General features: G+C 48.4%; 18 protein-coding genes. 9 read left to right on the forward strand and 9 right to left on the reverse strand.

Annotation, left to right across the window (positions count from 1 at the left end; all coding sequences use genetic code 11):
• Positions 1–148 precede the first annotated feature (148 nt).
• The gene (locus tag ACO0LN_RS29155) at positions 149–1,135 is read left to right on the forward strand and encodes a hypothetical protein (protein WP_422980067.1); all 987 of its coding nucleotides are present in this window, start codon (positions 149–151) and stop codon (positions 1,133–1,135) included.
• Between the two features lie 69 nt (positions 1,136–1,204).
• Here ACO0LN_RS29155 and ACO0LN_RS29160 read toward each other — a convergent pair whose 3' ends face one another.
• On the reverse strand, positions 1,205–1,945 hold the full coding sequence (locus tag ACO0LN_RS29160; protein WP_422980069.1) for a substrate-binding periplasmic protein: 741 nt from the start codon (positions 1,943–1,945) through the stop codon (positions 1,205–1,207).
• Positions 1,946–1,983: 38 nt separating this feature from the next.
• Entirely contained in the window at positions 1,984–2,688 is a 705-nt protein-coding gene (locus tag ACO0LN_RS29165; RefSeq protein WP_422980071.1) for an ATP-dependent Clp protease proteolytic subunit, read from the reverse strand.
• Positions 2,689–2,916: 228 nt separating this feature from the next.
• Here ACO0LN_RS29165 and ACO0LN_RS29170 point away from each other — a divergent pair, with 228 nt between their 5' ends.
• Together ACO0LN_RS29170 and ACO0LN_RS29175 are read left to right on the forward strand one after the other, a co-directional pair.
• A complete protein-coding gene (locus tag ACO0LN_RS29170) occupies positions 2,917–3,351 on the forward strand; it encodes a DUF2177 family protein (protein ID WP_422980072.1) in 435 nt (144 codons plus the stop codon).
• Between the two features lie 168 nt (positions 3,352–3,519).
• A complete protein-coding gene (locus ACO0LN_RS29175; RefSeq protein WP_422980074.1) occupies positions 3,520–3,954 on the forward strand; it encodes a DUF2177 family protein in 435 nt (144 codons plus the stop codon).
• Positions 3,955–3,985: 31 nt separating this feature from the next.
• On the opposite strand, the gene ACO0LN_RS29180 is transcribed toward ACO0LN_RS29175, so the two are convergent.
• From ACO0LN_RS29180 to ACO0LN_RS29195, 4 genes are all read right to left on the reverse strand, one after another.
• Entirely contained in the window at positions 3,986–4,492 is a 507-nt protein-coding gene (locus ACO0LN_RS29180; protein WP_422980076.1) for a TPM domain-containing protein, read from the reverse strand.
• Between the two features lies 1 nt (position 4,493).
• Positions 4,494–5,351, reverse strand: a complete 858-nt coding sequence (locus tag ACO0LN_RS29185; protein WP_422980078.1) for a TPM domain-containing protein — start codon at positions 5,349–5,351, stop codon at positions 4,494–4,496.
• Positions 5,348–5,965, reverse strand: coding sequence for a LemA family protein (locus ACO0LN_RS29190; protein ID WP_422980080.1), 618 nt, complete (start codon positions 5,963–5,965; stop codon positions 5,348–5,350). The genes ACO0LN_RS29185 and ACO0LN_RS29190 overlap by 4 nt, the downstream gene beginning before the upstream one ends.
• Before the next feature lie 299 nt (positions 5,966–6,264).
• Complete coding sequence (locus ACO0LN_RS29195) at positions 6,265–6,723, reverse strand: PA2169 family four-helix-bundle protein (RefSeq protein WP_422980082.1); 459 nt, start codon at positions 6,721–6,723, stop codon at positions 6,265–6,267.
• Between the two features lie 552 nt (positions 6,724–7,275).
• Here ACO0LN_RS29195 and ACO0LN_RS29200 point away from each other — a divergent pair.
• The 4 genes from ACO0LN_RS29200 (at position 7,276) to ACO0LN_RS29215 (ending at position 9,311) form a co-directional block, all read left to right on the forward strand.
• Entirely contained in the window at positions 7,276–7,491 is a 216-nt protein-coding gene (locus ACO0LN_RS29200; RefSeq protein WP_422980084.1) for a hypothetical protein, read from the forward strand.
• A gap of 43 nt (positions 7,492–7,534) precedes the next feature.
• Entirely contained in the window at positions 7,535–7,735 is a 201-nt protein-coding gene (locus ACO0LN_RS29205) for a hypothetical protein (RefSeq protein WP_422980086.1), read from the forward strand.
• A gap of 128 nt (positions 7,736–7,863) precedes the next feature.
• The gene (locus tag ACO0LN_RS29210; protein WP_422980088.1) at positions 7,864–8,262 is read left to right on the forward strand and encodes a hypothetical protein; all 399 of its coding nucleotides are present in this window, start codon (positions 7,864–7,866) and stop codon (positions 8,260–8,262) included.
• Between the two features lie 416 nt (positions 8,263–8,678).
• A complete protein-coding gene (locus tag ACO0LN_RS29215; RefSeq protein ID WP_422980089.1) occupies positions 8,679–9,311 on the forward strand; it encodes a response regulator in 633 nt (210 codons plus the stop codon).
• Between the two features lie 138 nt (positions 9,312–9,449).
• Here the strand turns inward: ACO0LN_RS29215 and ACO0LN_RS29220 are convergent, their stop codons facing one another.
• Complete coding sequence (locus ACO0LN_RS29220) at positions 9,450–9,830, reverse strand: response regulator (protein WP_422980091.1); 381 nt, start codon at positions 9,828–9,830, stop codon at positions 9,450–9,452.
• A 348-nt stretch (positions 9,831–10,178) separates the two neighbouring features.
• Between ACO0LN_RS29220 and ACO0LN_RS29225 the strand changes: the two genes are divergently transcribed.
• Positions 10,179–11,543 carry a CHASE3 domain-containing protein gene (locus ACO0LN_RS29225; protein ID WP_422980093.1) on the forward strand — a complete coding sequence of 455 codons (1,365 nt, stop codon included), beginning with the start codon at positions 10,179–10,181 and terminating at the stop codon, positions 11,541–11,543.
• A 176-nt stretch (positions 11,544–11,719) separates the two neighbouring features.
• Here the strand turns inward: ACO0LN_RS29225 and ACO0LN_RS29230 are convergent, their stop codons facing one another.
• Positions 11,720–12,415 carry a Crp/Fnr family transcriptional regulator gene (locus ACO0LN_RS29230; RefSeq protein WP_422980128.1) on the reverse strand — a complete coding sequence of 232 codons (696 nt, stop codon included), beginning with the start codon at positions 12,413–12,415 and terminating at the stop codon, positions 11,720–11,722.
• 503 nt (positions 12,416–12,918) lie between these two features.
• On the opposite strand from ACO0LN_RS29230, the gene ACO0LN_RS29235 reads away from it, so the two are divergent.
• Positions 12,919–13,383, forward strand: a complete 465-nt coding sequence (locus ACO0LN_RS29235) for a glycine zipper 2TM domain-containing protein (RefSeq protein WP_422980095.1) — start codon at positions 12,919–12,921, stop codon at positions 13,381–13,383.
• Positions 13,384–13,514: 131 nt separating this feature from the next.
• Here the strand turns inward: ACO0LN_RS29235 and ACO0LN_RS29240 are convergent, their stop codons facing one another.
• The gene (locus tag ACO0LN_RS29240; protein ID WP_422980097.1) at positions 13,515–14,762 is read right to left on the reverse strand and encodes an AI-2E family transporter; all 1,248 of its coding nucleotides are present in this window, start codon (positions 14,760–14,762) and stop codon (positions 13,515–13,517) included.
• Positions 14,763–14,881 lie beyond the last annotated feature (119 nt).

A 14,881-nucleotide genomic window follows, 5' to 3' on the forward strand; every position in this document is an offset into this window, starting at 1 on the left:
GCCAGCTCTTTGGCCAGCGCCTGCAGTTTGCTTCTTTCCATTGCGTTTGTCGTCATTTTGGCAATTCCTCATTATAGGAGGTTCATTGGCCAGAATTACTTACACACTTTTATTTACAGGCTCGCAATCGCTATCAATACCGTAAATGATGACCTCCACCCGCATTAATTATATAAACACCGCCCTGATTATCCTGTCTTGCGCTGTTGCGTTCGTCATTCCTTTCGAATTATTTTTATTCTCTTACGGTGTACTAGGGCCATTGCATTACCTGACCGAGATAGGCTGGTTGCATAAGAAAAATTATTTCACCAAGGGTAAATACGATTTTATTTTATTGATTGGTCTGTGCTTTGCCCTGTTTTTCTTCCCTGGCCTTGCGCATCTGGCTAAGGACAGCACTTTTGTTGCAGACGTATTAGCGTTTGCGGTTTTGCTGGCGCTTATTTTTGCGCTTGTCAAAGACAGACTGTATCGTATTGCGCTTGTGGTTCTCGCTTTGCTGGCTATGGCTGTCGTTAATAAGTCCCCGGCTTATTTACTCTTGATGGGCATTTTTCTTCCTACTGTCATTCACGTCTTTATTTTCACCCTGGCGTTCATGCTGTTTGGTGCATTGAAAGAAAAATCGTTTTCAGGATTTTTTTCCATCGCAGTTTTGATCGTTTGTGCGGCAAGTTTTTTTATTGTCAAACCGGAGAGTTTGCATTACACGGTGAGTGCTTATGTTCAACAATCTTACTTTCAGTTTGAGCTATTGAACTTCAGCCTGATCAATGTTTTTCATCTTGATGCGCTGTCAAAAACCAGCGAGATTTTTAGCAGCAATGCAGGTTTTGTGGTCATGCGCTTTATTGCTTTTGCGTATACCTATCATTACCTGAACTGGTTTTCAAAAACATCCGTCATACAATGGCATAAGGTGCCAAAGAAAACCTTGTTTTTGACGGTGGTGATCTGGTTGTTGTCGATGGCACTGTACGCTTATGATTACAATCTTGGCATGCAGGCCCTGCTTTTCCTGAGCCTGTTGCATGTGTTTTTGGAGTTCCCGCTTAACGTCGTATCGTTTGCCGGCATAGGAAAAGCGCTGACTGGCAGTAATCTGCCTGCAGCAAGAGTGGTCAACAATTAAGAGTGCTGCTGACCATGCTGCGGCTGAAGCGGCATGCATCAGGGCAGCTTGTTTGAACAGCCCTCTGAATTATTCCTGCGCTACGGCTACGTAGCTACCCTTGTTCTGTTTGATGAAGAGATTCAATTGTTCCAGCAAGCCGGTGCTGGCATTGCGGGTGATGAAATTGAAGGTTTCTGCTGTTGTCCCGTCGATGTGATGAATATCGGCGAGTGCCAGGCCGCCTGCCACATCTTTGCCGAATTGGCCGCGCAAGTATTGGTTGCTGACATCGCCTTCGGCAAAGGCATCGGCACGATGGCTGGCTATCAGGGTTTTGACGATGTAGGCCTGGGCATCTGGCTGATCTTCGGCAATGTCATCGACATACAGGATGCTGCAATGGGGGTAACGGGTTTTGGCATCGATGTCGGCGGTTGATCCACGGGTGACGATGATGGATTTGCCTGAAAGACTGAGGTAATCATCAAATGCTGGCTGATCGGCAGTGCGCACCAGCAATGACCTTTGCACCTGGAAGTAGGCATCACTCCAGGAGCCGCCTGGCCCGGTATCCCGCTTGTCGCGCTTTTGGACACCGGCGGCAGCGACGTCGCATTTGTCCTCGTCGGGCATGGTCCAGATGCCATCAAAATCATGTTCTATGAGAGCAATTTCCAGCCCTTGGGAAATCGCAAATTTGTCCAGGAAAATGACATCCAGGCCGGTAAGCTGGCCTTGTTCATTCTTATAGCAAACCGGGGCAAAGCCGCCATAAGTGCAGACAGTTAATTTGCCTGGAACCTTGGTCGTGATCGCTTCTTTCGTCATCTCATTTCCTTTTGATTGATGGATGGAAAACTGCCTTACTATGGTTTGGCCACATCTTGCTCTGCGGTTTCAAGGCTCTCCACCTTCAGCAACTCAGCTGTTGTCAGGATGCCGATATTGACAATGTTGTAGCCTTTTAATGCTTCGCAACGTAGCGAACCTTGCTTACAGAAGCGTATATCCCCAAGGTAGCTTTCGTCTGGATAATAGAAGAACAGCATGTCACCTGCGCTTTCTATATTCATGGCGCGATCCAGGACCTCTGCAGGGAATTTTCCTTGGGTAACCTTGAGCAACCACTCTCGAAATCTTGGGATGGCAGCGGTGGAGATTTCTTTAGTTACTTTATTGTGTGGAGCATGAAAGCCAAGTCTTGTCTTTTGCAGATGCTTGCTGGCAAGCATCCGTCTTTCGGTACCTGCCATGAAGATGAGCGCGCAGGCAGACATGCAATTGCCATTGACTGCAGTATTGATCTTGCCTTCTGTGATCAGTTCTGCAATGTCATAGGCGGCGCGCATACTGCCACCGGGGCTTTCTGTCATCACGACTGTTTTGACTGGTCCTTCTTCCAGTTTCTTGCGGAAGAGCTGGCTGTCTTCTGGCATCACCTTGCCAAAAAGTATCAGGGTCTGGTTCGACCTGAGCATGGTCATGGCAGCGGCATTGCCTGAAAAAAGCACAGCGCACACGGAAAGGAAAGCAAAAAGTTGTTTAAGATTAGATGGCATGAAGATAAGCATTGTTATTTCGAGAAAAATTTACCTGGTGAAAGCGCGCGTCAATTCCACAAGTAGCTGCTGCTGTGAATAAGTGGAGAGCTTAACAATATGATATTAGACACTACCTATTCAATATTCAACAACGCTTTTATTACATTACCCACCGCACAGAAGGAGAAAGACACTTCGCTGATAATAGGCATCACTAACAAATATCGTCCCGTCCATATCTTAAAAAAGGTCAAAGCCATGCTCATCCTGTCTACCGCCAAGTCGCCTACTGCAAAGCAAATACTGATCGCGTATGGTGTTGCCTTGCTGGCAGTGCTCGTCCTGGACGCGGTATGGCTGGGGGTGTTGATGACATCCACCTACAAATCGTATCTGGGCGAGCTGATGCTGGCACAGCCCAGACTGATACCCGCTGCACTGTTCTATTTATTGTATTCCTTTGGGCTGACAGTATTTGGAATTGTGCCTGCATTGCGTGCGCATAGCTGGCGACAAGCCGGGCTCATGTGTTCCTTACTGGGTCTGGTTGCGTATGGAACATATGACTTGAGCAATTTGGCGACGCTAACGGCCTGGTCGCCTGTGTTAACAGCAATTGATATTTGTTGGGGTGCACTGCTGTCATGTATCGCTGGTACGCTGGCATATGTTGCTGTCAGCCGCTTTGGCTGAACGAAAAATCTTATGTCCGCACCATGTAGCAGGCATGATGTGGCCCAAAGTACAGAAATAGTCTCTCACTTGCAGGATCATGGTGATCAATAGGGCTCACTCTCCATTACCCTGCGCCTGAAAATCAGTAGCTTTGATTGGCACCCTACTCACCTGAAAGATCGCGCCATGCTTACGCTGTCACTTGATACAACACTGACCATACAACAGTACTTGATTGCGTATGGCAGTTCCCTGCTCATCATACTGGCGCTGGATGCGCTGTGGCTGATGTTGGTGATGGGCCCCTTATATAAATCCCATTTGGGTGACATGATGCTGGCACAACCAAGGATTGCACCGGCGGCAGTATTCTATTTGCTCTACGCGATGGGTGTGGTGGTATTTGCGGTGGCACCTGCCTTGCGCCAGCAAAGCTGGACTTGTGCCTTGATGTTGAGTGGATTGCTAGGCCTGATTGCCTATGCGACCTATGATCTGACCAATCTCTCTACACTCAAGGGCTGGTCGCTGACTTTATCGCTGATTGACATAGGCTGGGGTGCGCTGATGACGTCCATCGGCGGCACAGTGGCTTATTTTGTGGTCAACCGGGCGTCTTGATTGTGTTGGCATCCGAATAGCAGCCTGTGTTTTATAGCAAGACAGGTTTGTCCGGCAATTCGTTGATGTTCTCGCCGTTGGCGGGATAATGTGTATTCAGGTGCATGCCAACAGCCTGTATGCCCTGTATAACGCCTTCTTCATAGCGGTCTTGTTTAAAGGCTGTCTCAATCTGATGGCAGATCTGGTTCCACGCATCAATACCGGTTTTGCGGTAGATGCCGCGATCTGCAATGATTTCTACCTCGCGCTCAGCCAGCAACACGTAGATCAGCACGCCGTTATTGTGTTCTGTATCCCATACGCCGACCTGGGAAAAAACCTCTATCGCACGCTCTCTGGTCGTCTGGTCTGCAAACACGGCAGCACAATCAAGCGCACTCTCAATGACAAAACGGATTTCACCCAGGTGGTTTGCTTCACACTGTTTGATGGCGCGTTCTATGGCATCCAGGCTTGCAGGCGGGAAAGCGCGCTTTAACTGCGAATGCATACTCAGCATATGTTTTGCAATGCGCGGGAAGTTAAGTTTTCTCATATCACCACCGTCCCGATGCACCGCCACCGCCAAAACTACCGCCGCCACCGCTGAATCCTCCACCACTGCCACCAAAGCCACCTCGTCCTGATCCGCCATAATAGGCACCTATCCCACGCGCACCGAGTACACCGCTAAACAGGCTGAAGAACATTGCCACAATCGCGGCCAGAACAGCCATGGAGACTGCGCCAATGACAAACCAGGCAATAACACCGACCACACCACCTGTGAGAATGGCACCTGGCAACCTGCCAAAGATGGCACGCAACACGCCGCCAACGACTAAAGCGAGCACGAATAATATGGGTGCATATTGCTGAAAACCACCGTTATCAACTGCACTGCCACGAGTTTGCTCAGGCAAGGGTTCACCATCAATGACGCGCATGATCTGATCTGTACCCGCCTTGATGCCAGCATAATAGTCGCCTTGCTTGAAATAAGGCGTCATGGTCTCGGCAATGATACGTTTGGCTGTCGCGTCATTGAGGGCTCCCTCAAGACCGTAGCCGACTTCTATGCGCATGGTACGGTCATTTTTTGCCACCAGCAGGATGACGCCGTCATCCACCTTTTTACGTCCCAGTTTCCATTGCTCTGCCACGCGCAAGGCATATTGTTCTATGCTTTCTGGTGCGGTGGTTGGCACGATCAATACTGCAAGCTGGCTGCCTTTTTTAGTTTCGAAAGCTCGCAGGCTTTGTTCCAGCGTGGCTTTTTGTTCAGCGCTGAGTGTCGCGCTCAAATCAGTGACACGGGTCTGGATGGGTGGGACGGCAATTTGTGCATCGGCATCAAAGCTCAATAGCAGCACGCATGCAGAAATAAGATATCCGGCTTTTTGCAGGATATTCATTTTGCGCCGCCAGTGCTGGCTGCAGGGGCAGCAAAGTCTACGGTCGGCGGTTTGGCGATTTCTTTTTCATTCTCGACTGCGAAGTTGGGTTTGACCTTGTAGCCAAACATCATGGCTGTCAGGTTCGATGGAAAGGAGCGCACCATCACATTGTATTCTTGCACTGATTTGATATACCGGTTGCGGGCTACGGCAATACGGTTTTCTGTGCCTTCCAACTGGGCTTGCAGGTCGCGAAAGTTAGCGTCTGACTTGAGTTGGGGATAATTTTCAGTAACCACCAATAATCTGGACAAGGCCCCCGACAATTCGCCCTGTGCTGACTGGAATTTGGCAAAAGCTTCCGGATTATTCAATATTTCAGGCGTAGCCTGTATGCTGCCAACTTTGGCACGGGCATTGGTCACGCCCAGCAATACATCTTTTTCCTGTGCAGCAAAACCTTTGACGGTATTCACCAGATTAGGAACCAGATCGGCACGGCGCTGGTATTGGTTCAAGACTTCAGACCAGCTAGACTTGACTTGTTCGTCGCCACTTTGGAATCCATTGTAGCCACAACCTGACAGTACCATCATGACCATCACCGACAATAACAAGCCTAATTTGCGCATTTTAATTTCTCCGTGATTGCAAACGCGCCATCAAGCGCGTGAGATTATTCCTTAACTGGCGATTGTCATAGTGGCAGCTCAAGCCGATGACTTCGGTACGTTGGCGCACAGTGCACTTCATGCACGATGTAAGTTAGATGCAGACTAGGGCAAATTGCCCATCTAGCATTGAGGCATAACAAAGTTTGATGAACCAGGATGATCAAAAACAAAAACCCGCAAGGCTTGCACCCCGCGGGTTTTGAGCGATGATCAATGCAAAGCTGGTTTAGTAGCCTTACACCGCATCTTCAATTAACTCAGGCATGTGTCCTGACTTGATTGCGCAGGGTTTTGATCAGATCATGATTGCGCAACACGCCCTGATACTGACGTTCTACCACCAGGCGTACGTGGGTAGGCAAATCTTTTTCCAGGGCTTTGCGGTAGGCTTTTACGGCGACGTCTTCACCGCGTTCGCATTCGTTGAGCACTGTTTCGTCGTCCTTGCCAGTGACGGCCATGCGGATATTGGTCCAGGCACGGTGCAAGGCACCAGATACGCTGCTGCTGGTTTCTGGATCGCCACCCTGATTGCGTACCAGTTCTTGCAGTTCAGAGGCTGCCAGGGCGCATTCACGTCCACGCTCAGCCAGCATGGCTTTGAGTTGTGGATGACGGCCACTTGCATCTTCAGCGCAGACTTTAAATCCCTCTTCGCCATCCTTGCTGGTTTCGATGAGGTCGTTCAGGGTAGAAATGATGTCGTCGTTGTCCATGATGTTTCCTTTATTGGTAGTGAATTAGCCAGCCTTAACGCTGTACACACGCCTGCTGTATATATTTATATCCGCAGGCAGAACAGCTTGCCGACAACTTGCCTGTCGCCATGATTACTGACATGACAGGAATTTCGCCAGGGGCTTATATCTCCCGCTGACATAAGCACATACTAAAACCCGGGGACAATTTGCAATATCGGACATGGGCTTGCAGGCATGTAGGAGCTCAAGAGATTGCGGCAAGCTCTCTGAATCTCTCTGAATATCTCTGAACATATGGCTGGATTGCTGTAATGCGCACCAGGGTTCGGCCATTCATACGGCCATCAATTTTTCACTGACGTTTGCGAGTGAAGATGGTCGGTTTACTTCATCTATTCCTACAAAGCCTGGCGTCCGCGTCCTATATGGTGTGATCAGGGCCGATGCTAGTATGCAATGCAAGTCGATAACAGTTACAGCCAAGCGCTGGCTGAAGCTGGCGGATGTAAGAGCTGCCACTGGCTTACCGTATAGATCAGGATTCACCATTTTTCTGGAGAGATCGCCATGAGTATATGTCTATTTAAATGCGGAGTATTTTTCTTGCAGGGTGCAATCAGCGTTGGCATAGGTCACCTACTCGGCAGACAGCAAATGCTTGCCCGCGGCTATCAAAAGATGACCAATGCGAAGTGCCAGATCGCCATTGATGATGCACAAAAGGTGATCAGGCAATGCATTAAGCGCCAGCAAAATAGCCTTACTTCGATTTCCAGATCCTGAACACGGATTATTGCAAGCAAATGAACATCACCAGGAGAAATATATGATACCCACTAAACATTTGTTCCTTGTCGCTGGCATTGCCAGTTGGGCTTTGATGACCGCCTTCGGCAAAAAAAGATACCACGAAAAACATGCAGCCAAAAAACTGCATAAAACCGAAATCAGTACCTGGGAAGGCGAAGGCGGTAATTTACCGCCTAAAGTAAGCCGCCCGGCAACAGACAGCACAACGGCGCAATAAGCACAACGAGGCACAATATGCGCTTTGAGCGATGCAGCTAAGCAACGGCAGTCAGGCAACGCAACTGAGCAAAATCTCGCGCTTCCCAATAACAGTCAACTGGACCTGATCCAGGAAAAGGAGTAATCATGCCTAGCAATACGAGTAATGCAAATAATACGGCCACAAATACGGCTACCCCGGCAAATGATGCGGTTGTCAACGGCATCACCCATCCTGCTATCCCCTTTCCTACCGGGGATAATCCGCCTACATTCGTCGAGCAGGTGCAGACGAAAACCGCAGAAGCAGTCAAACCAGCCGTTGAAAAACTGAATGTCATCAAAGAGCAGGCTGCCGGCAAACTGGCTTCGGGCGCGAACCAGGCATTGTCAAAACTCGCCGACCATAGTGAAAAACTGTATATCAACCAGGTAAAATTGCTGGACGCCTGCCGCATCCAGGTCAGAAGGCAACCAATGACGATGCTGGGTCTCGCAGTGGCAACGGTAGTGGCGCTCGGCGTATTGTTCCGCCAGTCACGCTGAGAGCTCTGGCACCAGTAAAACAGGCAGCTCTGGTATTCATACTTGCTACCGGCTTGCCTTTTACTGATCCACAGGCTTTATGATGTTTGGGAGCAGCAGGACCAGTCTTGCTGCTCTTGTTTCAGACGGGATGCAAAATTGCCTCCCCTTACGCTCATTACATAACGGTTCAAGCAAAATTCGCTAACCGGCAAGATGAGTAAGAGATGAATAAGCATGACGAGGGAAATTTAATGGTGATTTACCTATATCCTCTGCAGATGCTATGCTATGGTCATGGGGAAGGATACTTGACAACTTTTGCAACTGTAGGGAAATTGCTAAAATCCCCTCCCCCAGAGTAGTTGATGATGCTTTGTGATGCCGTATTGAAACTAATTTCAGTTGTTCGAGCATGCCCAAATTGAAGGAAGAAAATGATACGTATTGCAGTTTGTGACGACCACCAGATTGTACGGGCCGGTTTCAAGCAGATCTTTTCAGAGGTCAGCGACTTCGAAGTCGTGGCCGAGGCAACCACGGGCCGTGAAGCGCTGGAAATTGCCAGGAAAGAAGCTTGCGACGTCATGCTGCTTGATATCAGCATGCCTGACCAGAGTGGCATAGACACCCTGCGTACCATCAAGCAAGGGCAGCCAGACTTGCCTATCCTGATTTTAAGTGGCTATCCGGCACAGCAATACGCAGTGAATCTCTTGAAAATGGGGGCTAACGGTTACCTGAACAAGGAATGTGACGCCCATGAGCTCATCAAGGCCATCAGGACCGTTTCTACTGGCCGCCGTTATGTCAGCGCTGATGTCGGTGAGATCCTGGCCCAGGGCTTCGATCATGATGCAGAAACTGCCTTGCACACTGATTTGTCTGACCGCGAATTCCAGGTGTTTTTAAGGCTGGCCAAGGGTGAATCTGTCTCTGATATTGCGCTGACACTGTCGCTCAGCGTAAAGACCATCAGCACCTATCGCACCCGCGTCATGGAAAAAATGAATCTGCAGTCAAATTGTGACCTGACTTATTACGCAATGAAGAATAATTTGCTGGAGTGAGCTGGCCAGCGCCAGGTTCTACAATTAGAACAGAATCAGAAACCAGAACGGTAACAGAGGAAGAATAAGGAAGAAGCTACTACGGTAGCTACTGATCGACACTCAATTAATCAGAATTAATGAGATTAATTAATAAGGTCAATGAGCCAGGGCCTGGATGTGGCCCACCAGATTGTCCATTTCACGGGATTTATCAAAAAAACCTTCGGCGCCAAGTGACATGGTGCGGGTTTTCAAGGCATTGCTCGGATTACTGGTAAATACCAGCCGTGAGCCATATTGACGGCCATCACTTTTCAAGCCGGACAATACAGCCAGACCACTGCCTTCGCGCAAGCCTATATCAACAATAGCAACGTCCCACTCGATAGAACGCAATTGATACAAGGCCTCTTGTTCACTTTCTGCAAAACCGATGACTTCTATATTTTCCGTCTGCTGCAATACCTCGATAAGCACAGAACGGATCCGCTGCGCGTCTTCGATTAAAAATACTTTTAATTTCTTCTTATCGTTCATTTTGTTCCAAACTCTTACGAACTGAACCTTGCGCTGATAAATGCATTTATAAGACCACGTATCCCAGAGGCCCACTACAATTCATTTTAAGGAGACTCATGCGGATTAGCAATAAGCTTTCGCGGAATTGCTTGTAGGAATAAGACTACCTATTTAAGTTTCCGGGGCTACGAAATTTTACTGTAAACTTGCGATACATAATTTATCAATTCAGGTATTGTTTTTCATGGAACCGCGAGTGATGAAAACCCTGGTTTACAACAACAGGAAAAGGGGAGAGAAAATAACTTACTCCAATTTTCTTCCGCAATCACATGCTGTTTGCAGGCGCTATTTGAGGAAATTTTCATGAATAAAAACGCATCGACTTCCATCCCGCTTTACATCACTTTCCTGTTCGTGACCTGCCTCGTCGTCCTGATCGGTAATGCCTATTCAGCATACCAGAATATGGAAAAGCTCAAGTTCAACAATGATTGGGTAGAACATAACTGGAGTGTCAAAGACAAGCTCAAGAATATCAATTTACTCATCATGGATTCTGAAAGCAGTTTGCGTGGTTATTTCATGTCCGGCAACGAGGTTTATTTGCGCCCATGGGAAATAGCAAGAACCAAACTGGAAAGTGATTTCAAGGAACTCGAAAGACTGTTGCAAGATAATCCGGCACAGATCAAGAACCTGGCAGAACTGCGCAGGCTGTATAACAGCAAAACCAAGATCTTTGAATCTGCCATGTCCACCTATAGAGAATTTGGCCTGACGGGCATCGTCGAGATTTCCAAGGTTGGTGATGGCAGGGAAGTGATGGATGAAATCCGCCTGCTCGATATCATCATGGAAAAGGAAGAAAACGAAGTTCTCGCTGCCAGGCGCCAGAATTTTTACAAGGACTATAAAGATGCCCTGTTCTTTGGCACGGCCACCAACAGCATAGCATTATTGGTATTGATACTATTTTACCGCCTGATCTACCGCAGTTTCTACAAACAGCGAGGTATAGAAAATGCCTTGAAGATAGCGAATGATAATCTTGAGAGTACGGTATTGAAACGTACTGAACAATTGTCGGTGCTGTCACATCACTTGCTGAATGTATCGGAAAAAGAAAAAGCCAAACTCGCACGAGAATTACATGATGAAATGGGCTCTAACCTGACGGCGATCAGCATGGATATTTCGGTCGTGACAGAAAAACTCAAGGACAAGGAGCCAGATCTGGTCAAGCAATTGCAAAGAACCAAACGCGCCCTGCTCGATACGGTGGATATGAAGCGACGCATCATAGAAGATTTGCGCCCCAGTATGCTCGACAACCTGGGTCTGTCTGCATCAATACAGCATTATTGTGAAGAGACGACAGCCATGGCTGGTTTGGCTTACGTGACCGATATTACAGAAGATTTCGATACCATAGACCCGGCCTGGTCTATCGCCTTGTTCCGCATTACCCAGGAATCACTGAATAATGTCATCAAGTATGCACAGGCTACCGAGGTCAAGATCAGCCTGAAACGTACCGATAAGGGTTTATGGCTGCAGGTACGTGATGATGGAATAGGCATACAGAAGGAGGCTCTGACCAAGCCCAAATCACATGGCATATTGGGTATGCGTGAGCGTGCCTTGCTATTGGGTGGCAGTTTCTCTGTCAAGCCAGGCGAGAAAAATATTGGCACTGTCGTTGAAGCATTTATTCCTTTCAAGACGTAAAAAAATCCCGTTACCTGGGTAACGGGATTTTGGATTTCATGGTCAGAATATCAGGCTTTTGCTTGCGTCTTATGTGCCCTATTATGTGCCCTAGTCTGACCAGCCAGCTCTCGCCATTTATTTCAAGCTTAATTCAAACCTAAATTCAAACCTGAATTCAAACTTTAATTGAGGCACTAGCGTGCCATGGCTGTTGAAAGTATTTGGTCAAATTCTTGTTTGGACACGCGGTAGCATTCGCCAGCATGCATCTCCAGACCTTCACGGTCGAGCATCGTGATATTGCCGCGTTTGTACTGGATCAGGCCTTCGTGCTGCAATTTGCCGGCTGCCTCTGTCACGCTTTCACGACGTACGCCCAGCATATTGGCGATCATCTCCTGGGTCACTTTGATTTCATTGCAATGCAGGCGATCCAGCCTGTCAAGCAACCAGCGTGACAATTGCTGGTCTATCGAATAGTGACGGCCACAGACAGAATTTTGCGCCATCTGGGCAAACAGGGCCTGCGTATAGCGCATCAGGATATGCTGCAACTTGCCACATTTGGCATACGCATCTTTCAAGACTGACGCTTTAAGCTTGTAGGCGTCGCCAGCACATTGCACCATCGCTGTACCCAGGGCACGCTCACCCATGACAGCAGAAATACCAAGCAAACCTTCGTGACCAGTCACGCCGATTTCTGTGACATCGCCATCAGCCAGTACGTATAACAGAGCGACTACAGCCGTAGTAGGGAAATACACATGGGACAATTTAGCGCCGTACTCATACAGTTCTTTATCGAATGGCAGATGCACCAGCTCGATATGCGGCAGCAGGAATGCAAGTTCATCTTCCGGCAAAGCAGCCAGGATATCGTTTTGCATGGGTTCATCAAGCAAGCCAACATCGGCCCGTGTTGGTGTTGTGTAATCTACTGAATACCTGCGATGTAAATTCCCGCCAGAGATCAGCGATGGATGTGGGGTCATAGAAACTTGTGTGTGAGCGATATTCATATTTGTTCCTCTTTTTCAAAGACATCCAATTTCGTTCCGTACTACGCCATTCATGCTTACAATATTTGCGGGTACAGAGTTTATTTTCACGACATTGACACCAGTTACTTTTTAATTTCTGATGTCTTTCGAACTGATTACACTTTAGTTTGTTATCCGTGAATCTGGCATCAGAGAGTCTGGCAGCAGCTTGTACGCTGAACGCGCTGCAAAATGTGGGACTTGTCCTACAAGAACGATGCGTCGTTGCATGAAATCTTTTTTTTTGGGGCGGTGCACACCGTGCGCATGGTGCGTACCGTACGATAGCGCACCGACAGATGAAATCGTGAAGTTCATGATGACCCACATCACAACAGTGGAGAATGATCATGAATATCTGCAAGCAAACCGTCATCGCCGCAGCTTTTGCCGCCTCTGCCCTACTCTCAGGATGTGGCAGCAGCTCACCATCCACCATGACTGGCTACCCAGCCTCGCAGGTGGGATATAGCAGCTACGGCGTGATTGAATCAATTCAAGTAGTCCAGGTCAGCAATGAAAATAAAGGCCCTGGTGCAGGCGCAATCGTCGGCGGTATCGTCGGTGGTATATTAGGTAACCAGGTAGGTGGCGGCCTGGGTAATGCTGCAGCGACAGCCGCTGGCGTTGTTGGTGGTGCGATTGTCGGTAACAACATAGAAAAAAATAATCGCAACCAGCAAGTGCGCGAAGCATACCAGATCAGTGTGCGATTGGAAAACGGTGTCTATCAAAGCATAGTCCAGGACAATATTGTCGATCTGCGTGTTGGTGCCCAGGTGTATGTCAAAGACAATCACGTCTATCGCAATTAAGTACAATTGAGTACGGTGTCAGATGCAATACCGGGTTTGACAAAATAAAAGCCATTCCAGTAATTTGAAGGAATGGCTTTTTTATTGCCTGCAAGCCTGACATCAACATCTTATATGTCATCCAGCAGCGCTTATTCACTCAATAGTTCTGCCGCAGCCTGCATGCCATCTATATGTTCTGCCATAACTTTGACGACGACGATAATTGGCACACCTAGCAGCAAACCCCAGGCACCCCATAACCAGCCCCAGAACAGCAGAGAGATAAAGACTGCGGCCGTATTCATTTGGGTGATACGGCCTGTCATCCAGGTCGTCACCACCGTGCCTACCAGCACAGCGATCGCTACCGAGATACCTGCCACCAGCAGCGCCATCGAGATGGTACCAAACTGTACATAGGCAACCAAGCAAACCGCCAGCGTCATTAAAATCGACCCAAAATACGGAATGACATGCAGCAAGCCGCCAGTGACTGCCCAGGCGCCGGCATTGTCGAGGCCTATCAGATGAAACGCTATCCATGTCAGGAAAGCCAGCAGGCCATTGGTGATCAGCAGCATAAACATGTATTGCTGCACCGAAGTGTTGATCTTGCTAAGTATCTGCACGGTAATACGCTTCTGCGTCAGCGAAGGCCCGGTAATCTTGACCAGCTTTCTCTTGAATTTATCGCCGGACAGCAGCAGGAAGAAAATAAGAAACAGCATCATGACAGTCTGCCCCAGCAAATCCATGAAGCCCAGAGAGCCAGCCAGCAGCAATTCACGCAATTTCAGTACCGGGGCTTCATTGACAACCGTCTTCTTTACAACTGGCTGACCACCTGAAGTTGCCTGGTTGGTTGCTTTTTCTATTTCTGTTGCCGCTGTCTGCATCTTTTGCATGAGACTTGCCTGACCTATCTTCAACTTGCTCATTTCGCTGGAAAACTTGCGGGTTGCTTCCGGCAACTGGTCAAGTATGGCGTCAAATTCTGTATGCAGTGAATTGACCTGGGTAGCGATAACGGTAAGCATGCTGGCCATGACAATGCTGGTAGCAATCACGCGCGGCAAGCGAAGGCGTTGCAATGCGTCGACCAGCGGGGACAAGGTATAGGCAATGAAAATGCCGAAAGTCAGGGGAATAAAAAACCGCTGGGCGGCACGCAGAGCAAAGATGAGAGCAACCGTTGCCAGTATGGTCAGGGCAAGACCGCGTGCATTGACATGTATGCCGGGAATCAGCTGAGCGGGCGCATCGGCACTTGCAGGTGCTTTGATTTCAACGACTGGGGTATCGGCGATTATCTCGTCATTATTGTCAGCCGCTCTGACCGGGCTATTTGAGGTATTGGTGTCGGTGCCGGAGGGTAAATTGGGTAGAGGTACATCCATCGCTTTTGTCCATTCATTTGCATTATTTTGATTATTGAATTAGCGATTTACAAGAGGCTATACAGAAGATGCCATACATAAAAATTTCCGGGCTTAAGCACCGTGCAAACTGGTGCCTA

The sequence above is a fragment of the Undibacterium sp. TC9W genome, assembly GCF_049339865.1.
Classification (GTDB): domain Bacteria; phylum Pseudomonadota; class Gammaproteobacteria; order Burkholderiales; family Burkholderiaceae_D; genus Undibacterium.

What these genes read in the sequence shown, in the direction of transcription:
- ACO0LN_RS29155 (WP_422980067.1), top strand. Translation starts at nt 149, where the DNA reads ATGACCTCCACCCGCATTAATTATATAAACACCGCCCTGATTATCCTG.
- ACO0LN_RS29160 (WP_422980069.1), bottom strand. Translation starts at nt 1,945, where the DNA reads ATGACGAAAGAAGCGATCACGACCAAGGTTCCAGGCAAATTAACTGTC.
- ACO0LN_RS29165 (WP_422980071.1), bottom strand. Translation starts at nt 2,688, where the DNA reads ATGCTTATCTTCATGCCATCTAATCTTAAACAACTTTTTGCTTTCCTT.
- ACO0LN_RS29170 (WP_422980072.1), top strand. Translation starts at nt 2,917, where the DNA reads ATGCTCATCCTGTCTACCGCCAAGTCGCCTACTGCAAAGCAAATACTG.
- ACO0LN_RS29175 (WP_422980074.1), top strand. Translation starts at nt 3,520, where the DNA reads ATGCTTACGCTGTCACTTGATACAACACTGACCATACAACAGTACTTG.
- ACO0LN_RS29180 (WP_422980076.1), bottom strand. Translation starts at nt 4,492, where the DNA reads ATGAGAAAACTTAACTTCCCGCGCATTGCAAAACATATGCTGAGTATG.
- ACO0LN_RS29185 (WP_422980078.1), bottom strand. Translation starts at nt 5,351, where the DNA reads ATGAATATCCTGCAAAAAGCCGGATATCTTATTTCTGCATGCGTGCTG.
- ACO0LN_RS29190 (WP_422980080.1), bottom strand. Translation starts at nt 5,965, where the DNA reads ATGCGCAAATTAGGCTTGTTATTGTCGGTGATGGTCATGATGGTACTG.
- ACO0LN_RS29195 (WP_422980082.1), bottom strand. Translation starts at nt 6,723, where the DNA reads ATGGACAACGACGACATCATTTCTACCCTGAACGACCTCATCGAAACC.
- ACO0LN_RS29200 (WP_422980084.1), top strand. Translation starts at nt 7,276, where the DNA reads ATGAGTATATGTCTATTTAAATGCGGAGTATTTTTCTTGCAGGGTGCA.
- ACO0LN_RS29205 (WP_422980086.1), top strand. Translation starts at nt 7,535, where the DNA reads ATGATACCCACTAAACATTTGTTCCTTGTCGCTGGCATTGCCAGTTGG.
- ACO0LN_RS29210 (WP_422980088.1), top strand. Translation starts at nt 7,864, where the DNA reads ATGCCTAGCAATACGAGTAATGCAAATAATACGGCCACAAATACGGCT.
- ACO0LN_RS29215 (WP_422980089.1), top strand. Translation starts at nt 8,679, where the DNA reads ATGATACGTATTGCAGTTTGTGACGACCACCAGATTGTACGGGCCGGT.
- ACO0LN_RS29220 (WP_422980091.1), bottom strand. Translation starts at nt 9,830, where the DNA reads ATGAACGATAAGAAGAAATTAAAAGTATTTTTAATCGAAGACGCGCAG.
- ACO0LN_RS29225 (WP_422980093.1), top strand. Translation starts at nt 10,179, where the DNA reads ATGAATAAAAACGCATCGACTTCCATCCCGCTTTACATCACTTTCCTG.
- ACO0LN_RS29230 (WP_422980128.1), bottom strand. Translation starts at nt 12,415, where the DNA reads ATGCAAAACGATATCCTGGCTGCTTTGCCGGAAGATGAACTTGCATTC.
- ACO0LN_RS29235 (WP_422980095.1), top strand. Translation starts at nt 12,919, where the DNA reads ATGAATATCTGCAAGCAAACCGTCATCGCCGCAGCTTTTGCCGCCTCT.
- ACO0LN_RS29240 (WP_422980097.1), bottom strand. Translation starts at nt 14,762, where the DNA reads ATGGATGTACCTCTACCCAATTTACCCTCCGGCACCGACACCAATACC.